Source organism: Streptomyces sp. NPDC054770 (assembly GCF_053611985.1).
The window spans coordinates 14,093-32,249 of the sequence record NZ_JBSHBL010000078.1 but is presented as its reverse complement, the minus strand read 5'-3'; the positions used below and the strand labels follow the sequence as shown (position 1 = coordinate 32,249).

The window sequence follows — 18,157 nt, the reverse complement described above, 5'->3', positions numbered from 1 at the left end:
TCGGGTCCGCCCACACGATTGAGCGGTGCATTCCGGCCTCCTGGCGCGTCCCTGCCCCACCGTGGCCACAGCAAGAACGGATAAGCAGGCTGAAGGTTCTTTATCAGATTTCAGAATGGCATATGTGTACATAACGGTCCGCCTTCGCCGACCCGGGTGGCGCTACGTACACCCCGCATCCGGAGGGAAGTCCCATCCTCACGCGCTGCCGGATCCGGTTGGCTGGTGGTCGTCACCGACCGACACCCAGTGCAACGGGGGATCCGTCCATGCAGATGCCGTCGTCGAAGAAGGCCAGGGCCGCCGTGCTGTCCGCAGCGCTGCTCGTGCTGGCCTCGCCCCTGACCGCCACCGCCGTCACCACCGGACACCGGCCGGCCGCGCGGCCCTCCTACGGCGAGGCCACGCTCCGGCAGGACCTGGCGGCCGTACGGCAGGCCGGGGGAGGCGAGGTGAACGTGCTCGCCAGGGTCGACCGGGCCGACGGGCCGCCGCTCATGGCGCGCATCGGCACCCGGACCGCCGACTCCGCGGACCCGGTCCCGTGGAACGCGCACTTCCGCGTGGCGAGCACGACGAAGACGTTCACGGCGACCGTGGTCCTCCAACTCGCCGCCGAGAAACGGCTGTCGCTGGACGACACCGTCGAGCACTGGCTGCCGGGGGTCGTCGCGGGCAACGGCAACGACGGCAGCCGTATCACCGTCCGCGACCTGCTCCGCCAGACCAGCGGCCTGTACGACTACGTCGACGACCCTGAGATCCAGGACCGGCTGATCAACCACTTCGACGAGAACCGCTACGACACCACCCCGGCGGCCGACCTGGTCGCGGTGGCGATGAAGCACCGGCCGGTGTTCGTACCGCAGCCCGGCGGAGCCACCCGCTGGGCGTACTCGAACACCAACTACCTGGTCGCCGGGATGATCGCCGAGAAGGCCGGCGGCGCGAGCTGGCAGGACCTGGTCGCGCACCGGGTGATCGCGAAACTGGGCCTGCGGAACACCACCGTTCCCGGGCTCGACCCCTACCTGCCCGACCCGCACGTGAACGCGTACCTGACGACCGCCGACGGCCGGCGCCTCGACGTCACCGAGCACAGTTTCCAGCACACCGCGGACTCCGGGGTGGTGAGCACCACCGCCGACCTGAACACCTTCTTCCGCGCCCTGGCCGGCGGCCGGCTGCTCCCCGCCGAGCAGTGGCGCGAGATGCGGCAGACCGTCCGGCGGACCGACGACCCGGAGGACGTCGCCGAGATGCCCGAGGGCACCTACGGCCTCGGGCTGCGCAGGATCCCGCTCTCCTGCGGCGGTTACTACTACACCCACGAGGGCGACGGGGCGGGCGTCAACACCCGCCCCGCGGTCAGCGCGGACGGCCGCCGCGCGGTGACCGTCTCCCTCACCACCACGACCGCGCCGCCGGACCTGGCCGCCCTCAACCGCGCGACGGGCACCCTCGTCGACCACGCCCTGTGCGCCCGGCCCGCCCCGGACACGGGGTCGCCGAAGAGCTGAACGCTCCGCTGGAAGCGCCACGCCACGCCGCGCCGTCGTCCCCGAGGTCCGCTACCCGGTTGCCGGCGCACTCACGGTCCGGCAGCCCGCGCGTCGGGCGCGGCCTCCCACACGCCAGGCACCGGTGTTTTCGTGATCGCACCGCACCGCCGCGAGAACGGCCCCTACCCTTTCCGCTGACGGCCGGATCGAACCGATGGCCCGAGTGACGATGGAGCGCGCATGACCGACGAGGCGATGGGTGACGAGGTCTACCAGCCGGACGGTTCGGAGGTGCAGGACGACGCGGGACTGCTGGACGCCTCCGACACCCTGGACTACCGGGCCGGCGAGGAGGCCCTGGACGAGGGCTACTCGCCGCCGGAGCGGCCCTGGGCCGTAGAGCACACCGGCGTGACGGCGGCGGAGGGACGGCGCGGGGAGACCCTGGACGAGCGCCTCGCCGAGGAGGTCCCCGACCTCGCCGACCCGGAGGGCGACGAACTCGGCGACACCTGGGACACGGACGGCGAACTCCTCGACGACGAGGTCGGCGACGACCGCGCCGGCCGGCTCCTCGCACCGGACGAGGGCGCGCACGAGGTCACCGACTCCGACCTGTTCGCCTCCGACCGTGGCCTGGACGGCGCCGGGGCGTCGGCGGAGGAGGCGGCGATGCACGTGATCCCGGAGTCCGACGACTTCTGAGCGGCCGGTACCCGCGCGCGTCAGGTGATGTGGCGCAACAGCGCCGCGACGGCCGCCGGGGGCTCCCCCGGCGGCCGTACCACCATCACCTTCCAGGTCGGCGCGTGCCGGGCGATCCGGTAGGTCGCCAGGTCCGGGAAGCGGCCGGCGATGGTCGGCGGCATGATGCAGACCCCGAGGTCGTTGCGGACCAGTTCGGACGCGGCCACGATGTCGTTGACCTCGAAGGCCGTGGCACGTTCGACGCCGACCGCCCGGAACGAGCGGTCGGCCGCGTCCCGGATGGCCCAGCCGGGCGGGAACTCCACCTGCGGCAGCTCGGCGATGTCCGCCAGGTCCACCGTGCCGCTCGTGGTGAGGGTCCGGCGGGGCGAGGCCACCAGGACCATCTCCTCCCGGGACAGCAGCCTGCTCACCAGCCCGCGCTGCTGCTGCCGGTCCAGCGCCACCACCGCCAGGTCCACCGTGCCCTCGCGCAGCGCCTGCCGCAGGTCGGTGACGGCCGCCTGCCGCAACCGGACCACCACCCGCGGGTGTTCCGCCCGCAGTGCGGCCAGTGCGAGATGCAGGTCCGCCCAGACCCCCTGCATCGTGCCGACCGTCACCCGGCCGCGCAGTTCCCCCTTCGCCGCGTCGACCGCCTCCCGGGCCAGCTCGGCGGCGCGCAGGGCCTGCCGCGCCGCCGGGACGAACGCCTCACCGGCCGGGGTGAGCCGGACCCGGTGCGTGGTCCGGGTGAACAGCGCGGTGCCCAGCTCGCGTTCCAGGGCGCGGACCGTGCCGGAGACGGCGGACTGGACCACGTGCAGCCGCCGCGCCGCCGCGGTGAAACCGCCCGCGTCGGCCACGGCGACGACGACTTCCATCTGCCGCAGATCCATCATCCGCTCCCGGTGGCGCAGCGCCCGCCTCGGCCGAGCGCGGTCTCCGCTGGCATCCTAGGCAGCCGCCCCGGCCCCGTCGCCCTGCGCCGGGCGCGCCGCGCGGGTCCGGCGTTCGGTCAGCCAGTACAGCAGGGCCAGCACCGGCAGGGCGGCCCCGAGGATGCTGACCGCGCTCCAGCCGCCGGCCCGGAAGGCGATCGAGCCGAGCTGTGAGCCGAGGGCGCCGCCGACGAAGAAGATCGCGATGAAGGCGCTGTTGAGGCGGGCCCGGGCGAGCGGGTCGAGCTGGTACACGGTGTGCTGGCCCAGGATCAGGCTGGTCTGGACGGCCATGTCGAGGGCGACCGCCGCCAGCGCTATCAGGACGACGCTGTGCTGCCCGAAGCCGGCTATGGCGAAGGCCAGCGCGGCCACACCGAACGCGGCACCGGTCATCGGCCGGGTCAGCCCGCGGTCCGCCCAGTGCCCGGCGAGCGGGGCGATCGCCGCACCGGCCGCGCCGACCAGAGCGAACACCCCGACCCCGACGGCGGAGTAGCGGAAGCCGGGCCCGGTCAGGACGTAGGAGACGGTGGTCCAGAAGGCGCTGAAGGCACCGAACATCGCCGCCTGGTAGAGGCCCCGGCGCACCAGCGCGGGGTGCGTGCGCACCAGCGCCGCCGTGGAGCGCAGCACGTGGTGGTACGGCACCGAGGTGGTCGGCGCCTGCGGGGGCAGGGCCAGCCGCAGGGCCACGCCCAGCAGGGCCATCAGGACGGCCGAGCCGAGGTAGACGACCCGCCAGCCGGCGGCGCCGGAGACCAGGCTGCTGAGCGTGCGGGACAGCAGGATGCCGGTGAGCAGCCCGCTCATCACCCGGCCCACCACCCGGCCCCGGGCGTGGTCGGGCGCCAGGCTCGCGGCGAACGGCACCAGGATCTGGGCGACCACCGAGGTGGCTCCGCTGACCAGCGAGGCGGCCAGCAGCATCGGGAACCCGGTCGCGAGACCGGCCGCCACCAGGGCGAGCGTGGTGACCGTCAACAGCGCGGTGACCAGGTTCCGCTTCTCCAGCCGGTCGCCGAGCGGCACCAGGAAGACCATGCCGATCACGTAGCCGACCTGGGTGAGCGTGATCAGCAGACCCGCGGTGGGCTCACCGATGTGGAAGACACCGCGCAGCTCGGACAACAGGGGCTGTGCGTAGTACAGGTTGGCGACCGTCATGCCGGAGGCGACGGCGAACAGCGCGATCAGCCAGCCCGGCACCCCGTGGGCGGCCTCGGCGGCCGCCTCCCGGCGCGGGGAGCGGACTTCGGACGACGACGACTGGGACACGGGACCTTCCTCACCGGAGACGTTGCTCTCACCCCTCACCAGCGCCCGGCCGTCCACGATGCTTCCCTCCGTACGGCGATGATCCTGGATGTCTGTCATCTCGACCGGAGATGACACGGCCTCGCTGCGCGCCACCAGGCTGCCCGAGGCCCGCCACACGGCCTGCACCCCGGTACGGAGCAAACGGCGCACCCCGCAAGGGTGATGCCGAGCGGGCCGCGCACCGGTGCCCGCCGGGCGCGGCCCGTCCGGCGTGTAGGTACGTTGCCATGCGGATGACACCGGCGCGGCTACGAGCACGGATGCGATCCCCCTGGACCTGGGCGGCCCTCGCCGCCGTGACGGGAACGTGCGCGGCGCTGCCGTTCCTCGCCGCCGGCGGCGACGGTCCCCGCCCCCTGACGGCGGCCGAGGCCCGGCGCGTCGCCCTGACTCCGCTGCGCACGTACCGGGACAGCCCGGCCGAGGTGACGGTACGGGCGCCGCTGCCCGGCGGTACGGCCGTGGTCCGTGCGGTGGTCGACGAGCACCGGCACCGGGCCGTGGGCTGGTTCGACACGGGGGACGCGGCGGAGCGGGGGCTGCTGGCGTGGGACGGTGCCGGGCTGGCGGTCGCCCGCCCCAAGGTGGACGGCAGCGCGGGCCCGCTGGCGAGACCGGCGTCGACGGCGGAGGCCGTACGGGACGCGGCGCGGCTGAAGCCCGCGGCGTGGATCCGGCGCCGGTACGGGCCCGCTTCGCTGGACACGGCGCTGCGGCTGACGCTGTCGCTGGCCGCCGACCGCCCGGGAGACGCGCGGCGGATCGCCCGGTCGGGCCGACGCCATCTGGGGACGGACCGCATCGACGGCCGGCGGTACGACGTCATCTCCGCCGGTGACGCGCCGCTGAGGTACTGGATCGACGGGGCGGGCCGGCTGCGCCGGGTCAGGGAGGACCTGGACGACGACCGCACGATCGTGGTGGACGTGACGGGGGCACGGGTACGGCCGGGGGTGCCGGAGGGACCGTGGGCGAAGGGCTGAGCGGGGCTGCCCGCGGCTATGGAGACACGGCTGGGCAGCGCCCCTTCAGGGGCGCGGGGAACTGCGCGACCAGCCCCCACCGGCCCGCGCCCGAAGGAACCTGTTAACCACCCCACCTCGCCTATGAGTTGAGCGCACCACCTGTGGATCGCCGTACCACTCCCTGACAGGGCCGGTCCTGATGCGAGGATGATGCGCCATGACGGCAGGGTGGTGTGCGCGCACGATACGGTCCGCGGTGTTCGCGACCGTCTGCGTGCTGCTCGCCGCCGTCGGCCACGTCATGATGTCCGGGAACCGAGTGCCCGGCTGGGCCCTGGCCGCCGCCCTGGCGCTCACCGCCGTCCTCGGCTGGGCCCTGTCCGGACGCGAACGCGGGCTGCCGCTGGTGGTGTCCGCCGCGGTCGGCGCCCAGACTGCCCTGCACTCCGGCTTCTCCGCGGCCCAGGTGTGGACGAGCGGCACGGCGCCCATGACGTCCATGGGGTCCGTGCACATGGACATGGCCGGGGACCTGGCCGCCATGAACATGGGGTCCATGCACATGGGCCCCGCCCACACCGACCCCGTCGAATACCTGGGCTTCGGCACCGGCGGCACCGCCTCCACCGGCATGTTCGCCGCCCACCTGCTCGCCGCGCTGCTGTGCGGCCTCTGGCTCGGCCACGGCGAACGCGCGGCGTTCCGTATCGTCCGGGCCGTCGCCGGCCGGCTCGTCGCGCCGCTCCGGCTGCTGCTGGCGCTGCCGGCCACCCCCGAGCGCCCGCGCCTTCGGCCGCGCCGCCGCCGTTCGGACCGGGCGCCGCGGCTGCTTCTCCTCGTCCACGCGATCACTTCCCGGGGTCCGCCGGTGCGGACGGCTGTCGCCTGACGACAGCTGGTGTTCCGGGGCCGCCCCATGCGCGCCCCGGACGAACACGGCGGCCGTACGCCTGAGGGCCGCCGCCCCCGCGCACCTTTCTCACAAGGACACCAAGTGATCACTTCCGTCCTGCCCGCACGCCCTGCGCCGGACCAGAAACGCGACGCGTCGATCACGGCCTGGGCCCTCGCGGCCCGGTCCGGAGACCCGGCCGCCGTGGACGCGTTCGTACGGGCCCTGCACCGCGACGTCCTCCGCTACGTCGCCCATCTCTGCGCCGACCCGCAGGCGGTCGACGACCTCGCGCAGGACACGTTCCTGCGCGCGCTGGGCAGCCTGCACCGCTTCGAGGGCCATGGCTCGGCCCGTTCCTGGCTGCTGTCGATCGCCCGGCGGGCGGTCGTGGACAGCCACCGGTACGCAGCCGCCCGGCCGCGTCCGGCGGACGTGCCCGACTGGCAACTCGCAGCCGAGCGGGCTCAGCCGCACGGGCTGCCCGGCTTCGACGACGGGGTCGCGCTGCTCGATCTGCTGGCGGCGCTGCCCGACGAGCGCCGCGAGGCCTTCGTCCTCACCCAACTCGTCGGGCTGCCGTACGCCGAGGCCGCCGAGGTCAGTGACTGCCCCGTCGGCACGGTCCGTTCCCGCGTGGCCCGGGCCCGCGAGGCGCTGCAGGGTCAGCTGGCCTGAGGACCCTCGGCCGGCTCGCCGAACGCCTTCAGGATCTGCTCGGCGGCCAGTGTCGCCGTCAACGTGCCGTCCCTGACCTGCTGTTCGAGGCCGGGGGCGGCCGCCCGCACCGCCGGGTGGGCGGCCAGCCGGCCGAGCAGGTCGTCCCGGACCATCGACCAGGTCCAGCCCACCTGCTGGTCACGGCGCTTCTCGGCGAGCCGTCCGGTGGAGTCGAGCAGCGCCCGGTGCTGTTCGAGCCGCTCCCAGACCAGTTCCAGGCCGGTCGATTCCCGAGCGCTGCAACTCAGCACCGGGGGAGTCCAGAAGGCGTCCTTGCCGTGCATCAGGCGCAGCGCGCCCGCCAACTCCCGGGCCGCGGACCGGGCATCGCGCTCGTGCGGGCCGTCCGCCTTGTTGACGGCGATCACGTCGGCGAGTTCCAGGACGCCCTTCTTGATGCCCTGGAGCTGGTCGCCGGTGCGGGCCAGGCTGAGCAGCAGGAAGGAGTCGACCATGTCGGCGACCGCGGTCTCGGACTGGCCGACGCCGACCGTCTCGACCAGGATCACGTCGTACCCGGCCGCCTCCATGACCACCATGGACTCGCGGGTCGCCTTGGCGACCCCGCCGAGCGTGCCGGCGCTGGGGGAGGGGCGGACGAAGGCGTCCGGGTCGACCGCCAGCCGCTCCATCCGCGTCTTGTCGCCGAGGATCGAGCCGCCCGTCCGGGTGGAGGACGGGTCCACGGCAAGGACCGCGACCCGGTGCCCGAGTCCGGTCAGCAGCGTGCCGAACGCGTCGATGAACGTCGACTTGCCCACGCCCGGCACCCCGCTGATGCCGATCCGCCGGGCCCGGCCGCTGTGCGGGAGCAGCTCGGTGAGCAACTCCTGCGCCAGCGCCCGGTGCTGTGGCCGGGTGGACTCGACGAGGGTGATGGCGCGGGCGATGACCGCGCGCCTCCCGTCGAGCACCCCCTTCACATAGGTGTCGACATCGATCACAGGCCGTGCCCGAGTTCCGCCGACAGCCGCTCGACCAGGTCGTAGGCCGCGTCCGGAATCACCGTCCCGGGCGGGAACACGGCCGTGGCTCCCATCTCCAGCAGGGTCGGCACGTCCTGCGGCGGGATCACCCCGCCGACCACGATCATGATGTCTTCCCGGCCCTCCTCGGCGAGCTTCTCGCGCAGCGCCGGTACGAGGGTGAGGTGGCCGGCCGCCAGCGAGGACACGCCGACCACGTGGACGTCCGCCTCCACCGCCTGGCGGGCGACCTCCTCCGGGGTCTGGAACAGCGGGCCGACGTCGACGTCGAAGCCGAGGTCGGCGAAGGCGGTCGCGATCACCTTCTGGCCGCGGTCGTGACCGTCCTGGCCCATCTTGGCGACCAGGATGCGCGGGCGGCGCCCCTCGGCCTCGTCGAAGGCGTCGACCAGGGCCCGGGTGCGGTCCACGTCGGGGGACTCGCCTGCTTCGTTGCGGTACACACCGGAGATCGTACGGATCTGGCTCGCGTGCCGGCCGTACACCTTCTCCAGGGCGTCCGAGATCTCGCCGACCGTCGCCTTCGCGCGGGCCGCGTTCACCGCCAGCTCCAGCAGGTTGCCGTCGCCGTCCGCGGCCCGGGTCAGCGCGTCGAGCGCGTCCCGGCAGGCCGTCTCGTCCCGCTCCGCACGCAGCCGCCGCAGCTTCTCGATCTGCTGGGCGCGTACGGAGGAGTTGTCGACCTTGAGGACCTCGATCGCCTCGTCGCTCTCCACCCGGTACTTGTTGACGCCGATCACCGGCTGCCGCCCGGAGTCGATCCGGGCCTGGGTGCGGGCCGCCGCCTCCTCGATGCGCAGCTTGGGAATGCCGGCGTCGATCGCCTTGGCCATGCCACCCGCGGCCTCGACCTCCTGGATGTGCGCCCAGGCCTTGCGCGCGAGGTCGTACGTCAGCCGCTCCACGTAGGCGCTGCCGCCCCACGGGTCGATGACCCTGGTCGTGCCCGACTCCTGCTGGATGAGCAGCTGGGTGTTGCGGGCGATGCGCGCCGAGAAGTCGGTCGGCAGGGCGAGCGCCTCGTCGAGCGCGTTGGTGTGCAGGGACTGGGTGTGGCCCTGGGTCGCGGCCATCGCCTCCACGGCCGTACGCGTGACGTTGTTGAACACGTCCTGCGCGGTCAGCGACCAGCCGGAGGTCTGCGAATGGGTGCGCAGGGACAGGGACTTGGTGTTCTGCGGCTCGAACTGCGCGACCAGCTTGGCCCACAGGAGCCGGGCCGCGCGCATCTTGGCGATCTCCATGAAGAAGTTCATGCCGATCGCCCAGAAGAAGGAGAGCCGGGGCGCGAACGCGTCCACGTCCAGGCCCGCCTCCCGGCCCGCCCGGATGTACTCGACGCCGTCCGCGAGCGTGTACGCCAGCTCCAGGTCGGCTGTCGCACCCGCCTCCTGGATGTGGTAGCCGGAGATGGAGATCGAGTTGTAGCGGGGCATCCGCTGCGAGGTGAAGGCGAAGATGTCGGAGATGATCCGCATCGACGGCTTCGGCGGATAGATGTAGGTGTTGCGGACCATGAACTCCTTGAGGATGTCGTTCTGGATGGTCCCGGCCAACTTCTCGGGCGGTACGCCCTGTTCCTCCGCCGCCACGATGTACAGCGCCAGCACGGGGAGCACCGCGCCGTTCATCGTCATCGACACGGTCATCCTGTCCAACGGGATCCCGTCGAACAGCTGCCGCATGTCGTAGATCGAGTCGATGGCCACGCCCGCCATGCCGACGTCACCGGTCACCCGCGGGTGGTCGCTGTCGTAACCCCGGTGCGTGGGCAGGTCGAAGGCGACCGACAGGCCCTTCTGGCCGGCCGCCAGGTTGCGCCGGTAGAACGCGTTGGACTCCTCGGCGGTGGAGAAGCCCGCGTACTGCCGGATGGTCCAGGGCTGGTTGACGTACATCGTCGGGTACGGACCGCGCAGGTACGGCGCGATGCCCGGGTAGGTCCCGAGGAAGTCCAGGCCCTCCAGGTCACGGCCGGTGTAGAGCGGCTTGACCCCGATGCCCTCGGGGGTCTCCCACAGCGGCAGGTCGCCGCCGGCCGCCCGCCATTCCCCGGGGCTGCCGTCGGTGACAGGGGTCCCCAGCTCGATGCCGGAGAAGTCGGGGATTCCCATCAGGACACTCCCATGCGGTCGAGGGTCTCGGACAGCACGGCCACGGCGTCGCAGCCCGCGAAGACGTACGAGTCGACACCGGCGAACTCGCCCCGGCCCGCGAGGACCACGTGCCGGGCACCGGCCGCCTTCAGCGACTCGGCGGTCTGCTCGGCCTGTTCGGCGTAGAGGGCGTCGCTGGAGCAGAGCACCGCCTCGGTGGCGCCGCTCTCCTCGAAGCCGCCCTCGGTGACGGGTTCGATGCCGCCGGCCTGGAAGAGGTTGGCGGCGAAGCCGGCGCGCGCGGTGTACGCGGCGGCCGGGCCGAGGGTCGCCAGATAGATCCGGGGGCGGCTGCCGGTCGCCGCGAGGTGGGCGTCCGAGCGGGCGCGCAGCTCCTCGTAGGCCTCGTCGCGGCGGACCCGGGGGAGACCGCCGGACGGCAACTCGGGTGCGGGCTCGCGCTCCACCGGCTTCTCGGCGAGCAGCGGGAACTCGCTGACCCCGGTGATGGGTTCGCGGCGCTTGGCGAGCTTCTTGGCGCGCTCGGCCCAGGTGGTCGCGAGGTCGGTGCGCAGACGGCCGGAGCGCAGCACGGCCGCCTGGCCGCCGTCCCGCTCGATCGTCCGGAAGAACTCCCAGGCCGCGTGGGCGAGTTCGTCGGTGAGCTTCTCGACGTACCAGGATCCGCCGGCCGGGTCGACGACCCGGGCCAGGTGGGACTCCTCGACCAGGATCGTGGAGGTGTTGCGGGCGATCCGGCGGGCGAACGCGTCCGGCAGCCCGATCGCGTGGTCGAACGGCAGCACGGTCACCGAGTCGGCGCCGCCGACCCCGGCGGCCAGCGTCGCGACCGTCGTACGGAGCATGTTCACCCACGGGTCGCGGCGGCTCATCATCACCGGCGAGGTGACGGCGTGCTGCACCTGGGCGCCCGCGTCGGCCGCCCCGCTGACCTCGGCGACCCGCGCCCACAGCCGGCGGGCCGCGCGCAGCTTGGCGATGGTCAGGAACTGGTCCGCGGTCGCCGCGTACCGGAACTCCAGCTGCCCGAGGGCCTGTTCGACGCCGAGACCGGCCTCGGTCAGCTCGCGCAGGTAGGCCACCCCGGTGGCCAGCGAGGCGCCCAGCTCCTGTCCGGCCGAGCCGCCCGCCTCGTGGTACGGCAGCGCGTCCACGGTCAGCGCGCGCAGGCCCGGGAACTCCCCGGCGCAGCGCCGCGCCAGGGCGGCGACGGGCGCGAAGTCCAGGGCCTTGCCGGTGCGGGCCTCGTACCCCAGCGGGTCGGCGCCCAGGTTGCCGCGTACGGCCTTGGGGTCGACGCCCTTCTCGTCGTACAGCCGGAACAGCTCGGCCGCCGCCGCCTCGGTGTCCCGGCCCGCGTCCAGGACCACCGGGGCCAGATCCAGGTAGACGCCGTCGAGCGCGCGGGCGAGGCCGGACACCGGGATGCCGCCGTGGCCCACGAGCAGCCAGAGCGAGGTGACGCCGTTCTCCAGGTCGGTCAGGACCGCGCCGTCGGGAGCCGCCGCGTGCCGCTGCCGGACGTCCCAGCCGCCCGCGACGCTGCCCTCCGGACGGCCGCCGCGCACATACGGTGCGAAGCCGGGCAGACCGGGGTCGGGTGCGGTGTCGCGCGCGGTGTACAGGGGACGGGTGCGCAGCCCGTCCTCCAGCGTCGTGGACAGAGCGTCCTCGGCGGCCTCGCCCGAAACTTCCTTGCCCGACTTGCGCAGCACACCCTCGACCAGGCGTTGCCACTGCTCTTGCGTCGCGTCAGGGAACTCGGCGGCCAGTGAGAGCCCGTCGTCAGGCAGGACCGTCATGCTCGGATGCTAGGGCAGACCGCCCGAACCGCACCGTTGGCAGGGCTGTGACCTTGCCCTCCCCGTGGCTGTGACCTGCGCCTCCCGGGGGTGAAGTGGCCGGATTCGTACGGTCAGGGCGTGTCGTCGGCGAGCTCCGGGATCAGCGCGCACAGCGCCTCGCGCTGCTCCGGGCCGATGACGTGGCCGACCGCCTGCCCGACCGTGTCGGCGAGGGCGGCGGAGGCGTCCTGGATGTGCCGGCGGGCCTTGTCGGTGAGGGCGACCTCGATGCCCCGCTTGTCGCCGCAGGCGGCCTTGCGGGTGACGAGGCCGGCGTGCTGGAGGCAGGCGATCTGGTAGGTGAGGCGGGTCTTGGGGCGGCCCAGGAGCTCGGCTATCCGGGTCATCCGCAGACCCTCGCGCGGCTGCTCGGCCAGCAGGCACAGGATCAGGAACTCGTCGTGCGAGACGTCCAGCGTCTCCTTCACGACCGACCGCAGTCGCTGCTCCACCGCGCCGGTCGCGGCCAGCAGCAGCATCCAGGCGCGCAACTCGGCCGGGAGCAGCCCGCCGCCCTTGAGGGAGGGACATTCGGGCAGCTCTGCGGGGTGTTCCGGGGAGGCGGCCATGGCATCGAGTCTACCTGTTGTCCAAATTTGGATAGTGGGCTAGCGTGCAGGCATACGCAGTCATCCAAATTTGAACCATCAATGGATCGGAGTACGGCCATGACCGTCACCGTGGCAACCGGCCTCTGGCAGCTCGACCCGACCGCCTCCGCCGTCGCCGTCCGGCACAAGACCTTCTGGGGCCTGGTCGCCGTCAAGGGCACCTTCACGGGCGTCACCGGCCGGGGCGAGGTCACCGCCGACGGCGCCGCCACCGGCAGCGTGACGATCGACGCGACCTCCCTGGACACCAAGAACAAGAAGCGCGACGACCACCTGCGCTCGGCCGACTTCTTCGACGCCGCGAACCACCCGGAGATCACCTTCGCGGTGCGCGGTGCCGAGCGGGGCGCGGGCGACGCGGTGCACGTCGACGGTCAGCTGACCGTCCGTGGCATCAGCCGGCCGCAGCAGGCCACCGCGAAGCTGGTCTCGGCGGACGCCGACGGGCTGACGCTGGAGGTGGAGTTCACCGTGGTGCGCGAGGAGTTCGGTATCACGTTCAACCAGATGGGCATGATGGGCGGCCCGACCACCGTGACCGCCACCCTGCGCTTCACCCACGCGGCGGCCTGACGGGCCGCCGGCCTCAACGGACCGTCCGGCGGAGCTTGACGTCCTGGCTGGACAGCGTCTGCGGATCCGCTGTGAAGGCGCGCAGCCGGATGCGGGTGCTCGGCTTGGCGGGGATGCCGAACCGGCCGTTCGCCGGCCTGAGTTCGACACTCGCCGTGCCGTGCCCGGGAATCGTCGCCGGACCGCGCACCAGCAGCCAGTACATGCTCATGCCCTGGCCGGTGGTCAGCGTGTAGTGCGGGGTGAGCGGGACGCTCCCGGTGTTGACCACCTTCAGCGTCATCGCCCTGACCACCGCGGCCTGGTGCCTGGCGCGCTGCAGCGCGGTGATCTCCATGTGCAGGGGCGGGCCGCCGGACACCGCGACCGCCGCGCTCGCCAGCGCCGGGGCGAGCAGCAGGGCGACCGTCGCGATCAGGGCGGGGCGGCGGCGGGGACCGGTCAGCAGGGCCGGGCGCGGCTGCCAGGCGTGCTCGAACTCCGGCAGCGGGGCGGTGACGGCCGCCGCCAGCCACAGCGGGGTCATCAGCAGGTAGTAGCCGTCCTGGGAGCGGGTCGCCAGGAAGAAGGCGAGCCACGGCAGCACGGTCGCGGCCGGGCCCAGGCGCCGTACGAACAGCACGAACAGGGCCAGCAGGGCCGCCGCGAGGAGCATGCTCGCGTGCGAGTACCAGTCGATGCGGTCGCTGCCGTTGGTGTAGTAGAGCGTGATGTCGACCAGGCCCTGGCCGTGCACCACGGCGCCCTGGGTCAGCGGCAGCGCGATCCCGTCCAGCCAGCGGCCGGGCTCGGACACGATGAAGTACGTGTTGATCAGCAGCCACACCGTGGCGGCCACCCCGGCGATCCGCAGGACCACCCCGGCGGCGGCCCGGCCGCCGAGTTCCCCGCGCCGCACCGCGTAGATGCCGGCCAGCAGGAACGGCGTGACGAACCACGGCAGTTGCTGCGCCGCGCAGGCTGCCCCGAGGCATGCGGCCCGCGCGATCCCGGCCGCGCCCAGCCGGCCGCCCTGCCCGATCCGCGGCCAGCGCACCACCACCGGGATCAGCAGCGCCAGGGCGATGACGGCCGGGTAGCCGACCCTGGCGTACGTCGGCAGGAAGCCGAAGCACAGGCAGGTCAGCGTCGCCGTCGACCGCCACGGCACCGGGAGCATCCGCCACAGCGCGGCCGTGCCGGCGATCAGGGCGCCCGTGCACACCGCCGTCGCCGGGGCGCCGTGGTGGCCGAGCCACAGCAGCGGGACGGTCAGCAGCGGGGCCAGCGGGGGATAGCCGTACGTGTAGTCGTAGCCGCCGCCTATCGTCGGCGTGAGGGCGATGCCGGTGTTGTGGAACAGCCACGGCCAGGCCTGGCCGTAGACCGGGTGACCGGCGAGCATTTCCCTGGCCGCCTGGGTGGTCAGGGCGCCCTCGTCGCCGCCGTTGTGGTTCAGCACCCAGGTGCACAGGACGAGCGTCACCGCCGTGACCAGGACCACCAGGTCGAGGCGGGCCAGCGAGCGCGTGCTGCGGACCGTCAGTGCCAGCACGCCCGTCACCAGGATCGAGACGTAGCAGACGGAGATCAGGGCCGCCAGGACCAGGTGGTGCGTCACCGCCTGCGTCCACACCGACCGGGTGCCGATGAACAGGCCGATGTCGGCGAGGAGCGTCAGGACGCGGTGCCAGGGTACGGGGGCTCCGGCATCGCCCGGAGCGGCGGACACCGCCGACTGTGTCCGCCGGTCGGGTGTCACCTGTTGTGTTTCTGCCAAGTGCACGGACCGGACGGTAATCGCGGGCGGTGAGCGGGGCGTCACAGGAGGAGAAGAGTCCGGTGTGAGGGCGGTAAGAAGCCACCAATGCGTGGCAATCGCCTGAAAAGTGAAAAGATCACTTCTTTCGTGCGCGGACGTCCGGAAACGCTCGCGCTTCGTGTCGCTGTTGGGCTGAACGGGTGACTTGGCGTAAGAATTGGCTGGTGCAGGCATCAAGTGCGAGTCAGGTCAGGGGGAGCCGGTGAGCCGTTACGACGTCACCGATGAACAGTGGGAGGGGCTCGCCCAGGTCGTGCCGCTGAGGGGCCGCGACGCCTGGCCGTCGGCGGTGGGCCACCGTGCGCTCCCGGACGCGGAGACCGAGACGCGCCGCCGTTTCGTCGTCCTGCGGGTCACCGTCTTCGCCGACGCCCGCGAGGTCGCCGAGACGCTGATGGCCGGGATACCGGTCCTGCTCGACCTCACCAGCGCCGAGACGGAGGTCGCCAAGCGCGTCCTCGACTTCAGCACGGGCGTGGTCTTCGGCCTGGCCAGCGGAATGCACCGGGTCGACCGCAACGTCTTCCTCCTCACCCCGCCCGGCACCGAGGTCAGCGGGCTGATGGAGGGGGCGGGGGTGTCGGGCGGCTGAGGGCCCGGCGGGACGGCCGGGCATCCCCCGATCGAAGGAAGGGCGGGCGGGCGGAACGGTTCGGCTGTTCCGCGGAGTCCTACGGTCCGCATATGGCCGCCTCCTCCGCCCCGTCCGCAGGATCCGATCGCTCCTCGGAGCAGGTCCCGCGCGCCCGCTCGGGCCGTCCGGGCGCCCCGTCGCCGTCCATGCCCTCAACGCCCTCCATGCCCGTAGCCCCCACCCCCCGCCGAGACCCCCGCCCCCGGGTCACCGAGCTTCGGCTCTCCGCCTTTGCCCGGCATCGGGGGGCTCGCTTTCCCGTCGGGCGGGTCACGTTGCTCGACGGGGCCAGCGGGAGCGGGAAGAGCGCGGTGCTCGCGGCCTACGAGGCGCTCGCGCGGCTCGGGGGCGGGGCCGCGCTCGCGGAGGTGTTTCCGGACCCGGGCGCGCTGGTGCCGGAGCGGGCCCGGCCGGACGCGCAGCGGCGGCGCGGGTTCCGTATCGGGTGTACGGCCGACGGCCCCGAGGGACCGGTACGGCTCGACGTCGCCGTGCAGGCCGAGCCCGAACTGCGCATCGTCGGCGAGCGGTTGACCGCGGACGGGCTCGTGCTCCTGGAGACCGCGCTGCGCGACCCGAGCCGCCCGGCGGTGCAGGCCGCCTGGCACACGGCGGGCTCCGCACCGGTCACCAGGGCCCCGCTTCCCGACGACCGCCTCGGCACCGCCCTGCTGCCGCTGCGCGTCGCCGGGAAGACGGACGGGCAGCGGCAGGTCCTCGCCGCCGCCGAGCAGATGGTCGTCGCCCTGCGGTCGGTGTTCCCCTGCGATCCGCGGCCCGAGGACATGCGCGCACCCGTCCGCACCGGCTCCGGCCGGCTGCTGCGCGGCTGCGACAACCTCGCCGACGTCCTGTGGCGCACCCGCTCCGAATGCGGCCGCCGGCACGCCCAGCTCGTCGACGCGGTGCGCACCGGCTGTGCCGGCCCCGTCGTCGACCTGCTCGCCGAACCACTCGGCGACGGCAGGGTACGGGCGCTGCTCGACCGCGGTGACGGCCACCGCACCGAGCTGCAGCGGCTCGGCGACGGCGAACTGCGCTACCTCGCCCTCGCCCTGGTCCTCTTCACCGGCCCCGGTGTCCTGGCGGTCGACGCCCCGGGCGAGGTCCCCGACGCCATGCGCGGCCTCACCGTCCTCGCCGACGGCTTCGACCGCAGCCTCGACCCGGGCCAGCGCGCCGAACTCCTGCGCACGGCCGTCCTGATGGGCGAGCGCGGCCACATCCGGTTCGTCGGCGCGGTGAGCGACGCCTCCTGGATCGGCGGAGCGGAGGCGATCACAGTGGTACACCTGGACGCGTGACCGACGAACCTCTCGACGTGGCAGGACTCCGGCGCCGGCTGGCCGAGTTCGCCGCCGCCCGCGACTGGCAGCAGTACCACACCCCCAAGAACCTGGTGGCCGCCCTCAGTGTGGAGGCCTCCGAACTGGTCGAGATCTTCCAGTGGTTGACCCCGGAGGAGTCGTCCCGGGTGATGTCCGACCCCGGCACCGCCCACCGGGTCACGGACGAGGTCGCCGACGTCCTGTCCTACCTCCTCCAGCTCTGCGACGTCCTGGACATCGACCCGCTGGCCGCGCTGGCCGCGAAGATCGAGCGCAACGAGAAGCGGTTCCCGCCCGCCTGACGGCCAGTCAGAGAGTATTCAGCACTCAGAATTAACGCTCCGTAATCACATCCCCGCCCGAATCTGAATTGTTGTCCACAGATTTCCGTCTTCCTCTGGCTCCAGGTCTCGGCAACCCTCACTCTGGGTAGTGAACTACTGAGTGCGGCAAGGCAGTTCGGACCGACGGGGACGGGGCGACGGATGGACGCGATGCGGCTCATCGTGGCGAGCAGACGGGCGCTGGCGCACGGCGCGGGTGTTCCGGAGATGATGACCGAGGTATGGCAGGCCCAGGCCCTGGCCCAGGCGATCGGCAGCCGGCTGGCCGTCTCCGGCCCGCCCGAGCTGCGTGGCGAGGCCCTCGGCCTGACCGAGCTGGCGGGCCGGGGCTGCGGCGTGCTGGGCACCCCCGACCTGGACCCCGGCACCCTGCGCGCCGCCCAGCTCACCGAACTGGACGACGCCCGTGCGACGCTGCTCTCCCTCGGCGGCCTCCTCGCCGAGGTCGGCATCGCCCTGGTCGGCATGGCCAGCGCCGCGGCCGACGAGGCGACGTACTGGCAGTGCATGGAGGCCATCGACGCGGCCGACGAGTCCCGGGACCGCGTGCTGGAGATGCTCCGCAAACTGGCGGCCCGGGAGGAGGTCCGCGACGGCTAGGGCAGGCCTCGGGGAGGTGGCCGGCGGATCGGGCCGACCGGCGGGAACGGCCCTCTAGCCGAGGTCGGCCTCTTCCCTCGGGGTGCGTTGCAGATCCGCGTCCAGCGCGGAGATGTCCGCGTTCAACGCCGCCATGAGTTCCTCCATCTGCTGGAGCAGCCCCTTCGGCTGACCGGATGAGGGGCCACCCTGCTGTGGAACGTACTCTTCGGACAAGACGGCCTCCTCGGCCCCCCGGCCCGCCGTCGGCGGCGGGCCACGAACGACGCGCGGCGACGGCGACCGTCCGGCG

Annotated in this window: 18 protein-coding genes; 10 read left to right on the top strand and 8 right to left on the bottom strand. The window is 73.0% G+C overall.

Features of this window, described 5'->3' with window-relative positions; translation table 11 throughout:
* Positions 1-269: 269 nt before the first annotated feature.
* The gene (locus ACWGKQ_RS42080; RefSeq protein ID WP_453297326.1) at positions 270-1,520 is read left to right on the top strand and encodes a serine hydrolase domain-containing protein; all 1,251 of its coding nucleotides are present in this window, start codon (positions 270-272) and stop codon (positions 1,518-1,520) included.
* A 222-nt stretch (positions 1,521-1,742) separates the two neighbouring features.
* Positions 1,743-2,207, top strand: a complete 465-nt coding sequence (locus tag ACWGKQ_RS42075) for a DUF5709 domain-containing protein (protein WP_453297325.1) — start codon at positions 1,743-1,745, stop codon at positions 2,205-2,207.
* A 20-nt stretch (positions 2,208-2,227) separates the two neighbouring features.
* On the opposite strand, the gene ACWGKQ_RS42070 is transcribed toward ACWGKQ_RS42075, so the two are convergent.
* The gene (locus ACWGKQ_RS42070; protein WP_453297324.1) at positions 2,228-3,073 is read right to left on the bottom strand and encodes a LysR family transcriptional regulator; all 846 of its coding nucleotides are present in this window, start codon (positions 3,071-3,073) and stop codon (positions 2,228-2,230) included.
* A 72-nt stretch (positions 3,074-3,145) separates the two neighbouring features.
* Entirely contained in the window at positions 3,146-4,600 is a 1,455-nt protein-coding gene (locus ACWGKQ_RS42065) for an MFS transporter (protein WP_453297323.1), read from the bottom strand.
* 110 nt (positions 4,601-4,710) lie between these two features.
* Here ACWGKQ_RS42065 and ACWGKQ_RS42060 point away from each other — a divergent pair, with 110 nt between their 5' ends.
* The 3 genes from ACWGKQ_RS42060 to ACWGKQ_RS42050 all read left to right on the top strand — a co-directional run bounded on the left by ACWGKQ_RS42060 (position 4,711) and on the right by ACWGKQ_RS42050 (position 6,985).
* Positions 4,711-5,433, top strand: a complete 723-nt coding sequence (locus ACWGKQ_RS42060) for a hypothetical protein (protein WP_453297322.1) — start codon at positions 4,711-4,713, stop codon at positions 5,431-5,433.
* A gap of 199 nt (positions 5,434-5,632) precedes the next feature.
* Positions 5,633-6,304 (top strand): hypothetical protein, encoded by a 672-nt coding sequence (locus ACWGKQ_RS42055; protein WP_453297321.1) that lies wholly within the window; start codon positions 5,633-5,635, stop codon positions 6,302-6,304.
* Between the two features lie 105 nt (positions 6,305-6,409).
* The gene (locus ACWGKQ_RS42050; protein WP_453297320.1) at positions 6,410-6,985 is read left to right on the top strand and encodes a sigma-70 family RNA polymerase sigma factor; all 576 of its coding nucleotides are present in this window, start codon (positions 6,410-6,412) and stop codon (positions 6,983-6,985) included.
* On the opposite strand, the gene meaB is transcribed toward ACWGKQ_RS42050, so the two are convergent.
* The 4 genes from meaB to ACWGKQ_RS42030 form a co-directional block, all read right to left on the bottom strand.
* Entirely contained in the window at positions 6,973-7,971 is a 999-nt protein-coding gene (gene meaB, locus ACWGKQ_RS42045) for a methylmalonyl Co-A mutase-associated GTPase MeaB (RefSeq protein ID WP_453297319.1), read from the bottom strand. The two genes, ACWGKQ_RS42050 and meaB, sit on opposite strands and share 13 nt — an antisense overlap.
* Positions 7,968-10,127, bottom strand: a complete 2,160-nt coding sequence (gene scpA, locus ACWGKQ_RS42040) for a methylmalonyl-CoA mutase (protein ID WP_453297318.1) — start codon at positions 10,125-10,127, stop codon at positions 7,968-7,970. Before scpA ends, meaB begins: the two co-directional genes overlap by 4 nt.
* The gene (locus tag ACWGKQ_RS42035; protein ID WP_453297317.1) at positions 10,127-11,932 is read right to left on the bottom strand and encodes a methylmalonyl-CoA mutase family protein; all 1,806 of its coding nucleotides are present in this window, start codon (positions 11,930-11,932) and stop codon (positions 10,127-10,129) included. The genes scpA and ACWGKQ_RS42035 overlap by 1 nt, the downstream gene beginning before the upstream one ends.
* 113 nt (positions 11,933-12,045) lie before the next feature.
* Positions 12,046-12,543 (bottom strand): MarR family winged helix-turn-helix transcriptional regulator, encoded by a 498-nt coding sequence (locus ACWGKQ_RS42030; RefSeq protein ID WP_453297316.1) that lies wholly within the window; start codon positions 12,541-12,543, stop codon positions 12,046-12,048.
* 99 nt (positions 12,544-12,642) lie between these two features.
* Between ACWGKQ_RS42030 and ACWGKQ_RS42025 the strand changes: the two genes are divergently transcribed.
* The gene (locus ACWGKQ_RS42025; protein WP_453297315.1) at positions 12,643-13,158 is read left to right on the top strand and encodes a YceI family protein; all 516 of its coding nucleotides are present in this window, start codon (positions 12,643-12,645) and stop codon (positions 13,156-13,158) included.
* Between the two features lie 13 nt (positions 13,159-13,171).
* Here ACWGKQ_RS42025 and ACWGKQ_RS42020 read toward each other — a convergent pair whose 3' ends face one another.
* Positions 13,172-14,869, bottom strand: coding sequence for a hypothetical protein (locus ACWGKQ_RS42020; protein WP_453297314.1), 1,698 nt, complete (start codon positions 14,867-14,869; stop codon positions 13,172-13,174).
* A 292-nt stretch (positions 14,870-15,161) separates the two neighbouring features.
* Between ACWGKQ_RS42020 and ACWGKQ_RS42015 the strand changes: the two genes are divergently transcribed.
* From ACWGKQ_RS42015 to ACWGKQ_RS42000, 4 genes are all read left to right on the top strand, one after another.
* Positions 15,162-15,551: a cell division protein SepF gene (locus tag ACWGKQ_RS42015; protein WP_453297313.1), complete on the top strand. Its 390-nt coding sequence runs from the start codon at positions 15,162-15,164 to the stop codon at positions 15,549-15,551.
* A gap of 188 nt (positions 15,552-15,739) precedes the next feature.
* Positions 15,740-16,897, top strand: a complete 1,158-nt coding sequence (locus ACWGKQ_RS42010) for an ATP-binding protein (RefSeq protein WP_453297312.1) — start codon at positions 15,740-15,742, stop codon at positions 16,895-16,897.
* Complete coding sequence (locus tag ACWGKQ_RS42005) at positions 16,894-17,223, top strand: nucleotide pyrophosphohydrolase (RefSeq protein ID WP_453297311.1); 330 nt, start codon at positions 16,894-16,896, stop codon at positions 17,221-17,223. Before ACWGKQ_RS42010 ends, ACWGKQ_RS42005 begins: the two co-directional genes overlap by 4 nt.
* 183 nt (positions 17,224-17,406) lie before the next feature.
* Positions 17,407-17,865: a DUF6099 family protein gene (locus ACWGKQ_RS42000; protein WP_453297310.1), complete on the top strand. Its 459-nt coding sequence runs from the start codon at positions 17,407-17,409 to the stop codon at positions 17,863-17,865.
* Positions 17,866-17,919: 54 nt separating this feature from the next.
* Here the strand turns inward: ACWGKQ_RS42000 and ACWGKQ_RS41995 are convergent, their stop codons facing one another.
* Positions 17,920-18,081 carry a hypothetical protein gene (locus tag ACWGKQ_RS41995; RefSeq protein WP_453297309.1) on the bottom strand — a complete coding sequence of 54 codons (162 nt, stop codon included), beginning with the start codon at positions 18,079-18,081 and terminating at the stop codon, positions 17,920-17,922.
* Positions 18,082-18,157: the final 76 nt, after the last annotated feature.

Excerpts from the sequence above, each read along its gene's own strand:
- ACWGKQ_RS42080 (WP_453297326.1), top strand. The coding sequence starts at position 270 with ATGCAGATGCCGTCGTCGAAGAAGGCCAGGGCCGCCGTGCTGTCCGCA.
- ACWGKQ_RS42075 (WP_453297325.1), top strand. The coding sequence starts at position 1,743 with ATGACCGACGAGGCGATGGGTGACGAGGTCTACCAGCCGGACGGTTCG.
- ACWGKQ_RS42070 (WP_453297324.1), bottom strand. The coding sequence starts at position 3,073 with ATGGAAGTCGTCGTCGCCGTGGCCGACGCGGGCGGTTTCACCGCGGCG.
- ACWGKQ_RS42060 (WP_453297322.1), top strand. The coding sequence starts at position 4,711 with ATGCGATCCCCCTGGACCTGGGCGGCCCTCGCCGCCGTGACGGGAACG.
- ACWGKQ_RS42055 (WP_453297321.1), top strand. The coding sequence starts at position 5,633 with ATGACGGCAGGGTGGTGTGCGCGCACGATACGGTCCGCGGTGTTCGCG.
- scpA (WP_453297318.1), bottom strand. The coding sequence starts at position 10,127 with ATGGGAATCCCCGACTTCTCCGGCATCGAGCTGGGGACCCCTGTCACC.
- ACWGKQ_RS42035 (WP_453297317.1), bottom strand. The coding sequence starts at position 11,932 with ATGACGGTCCTGCCTGACGACGGGCTCTCACTGGCCGCCGAGTTCCCT.
- ACWGKQ_RS42030 (WP_453297316.1), bottom strand. The coding sequence starts at position 12,543 with ATGGCCGCCTCCCCGGAACACCCCGCAGAGCTGCCCGAATGTCCCTCC.
- ACWGKQ_RS42025 (WP_453297315.1), top strand. The coding sequence starts at position 12,643 with ATGACCGTCACCGTGGCAACCGGCCTCTGGCAGCTCGACCCGACCGCC.
- ACWGKQ_RS42010 (WP_453297312.1), top strand. The coding sequence starts at position 15,740 with ATGCCCTCAACGCCCTCCATGCCCGTAGCCCCCACCCCCCGCCGAGAC.
- ACWGKQ_RS42000 (WP_453297310.1), top strand. The coding sequence starts at position 17,407 with ATGGACGCGATGCGGCTCATCGTGGCGAGCAGACGGGCGCTGGCGCAC.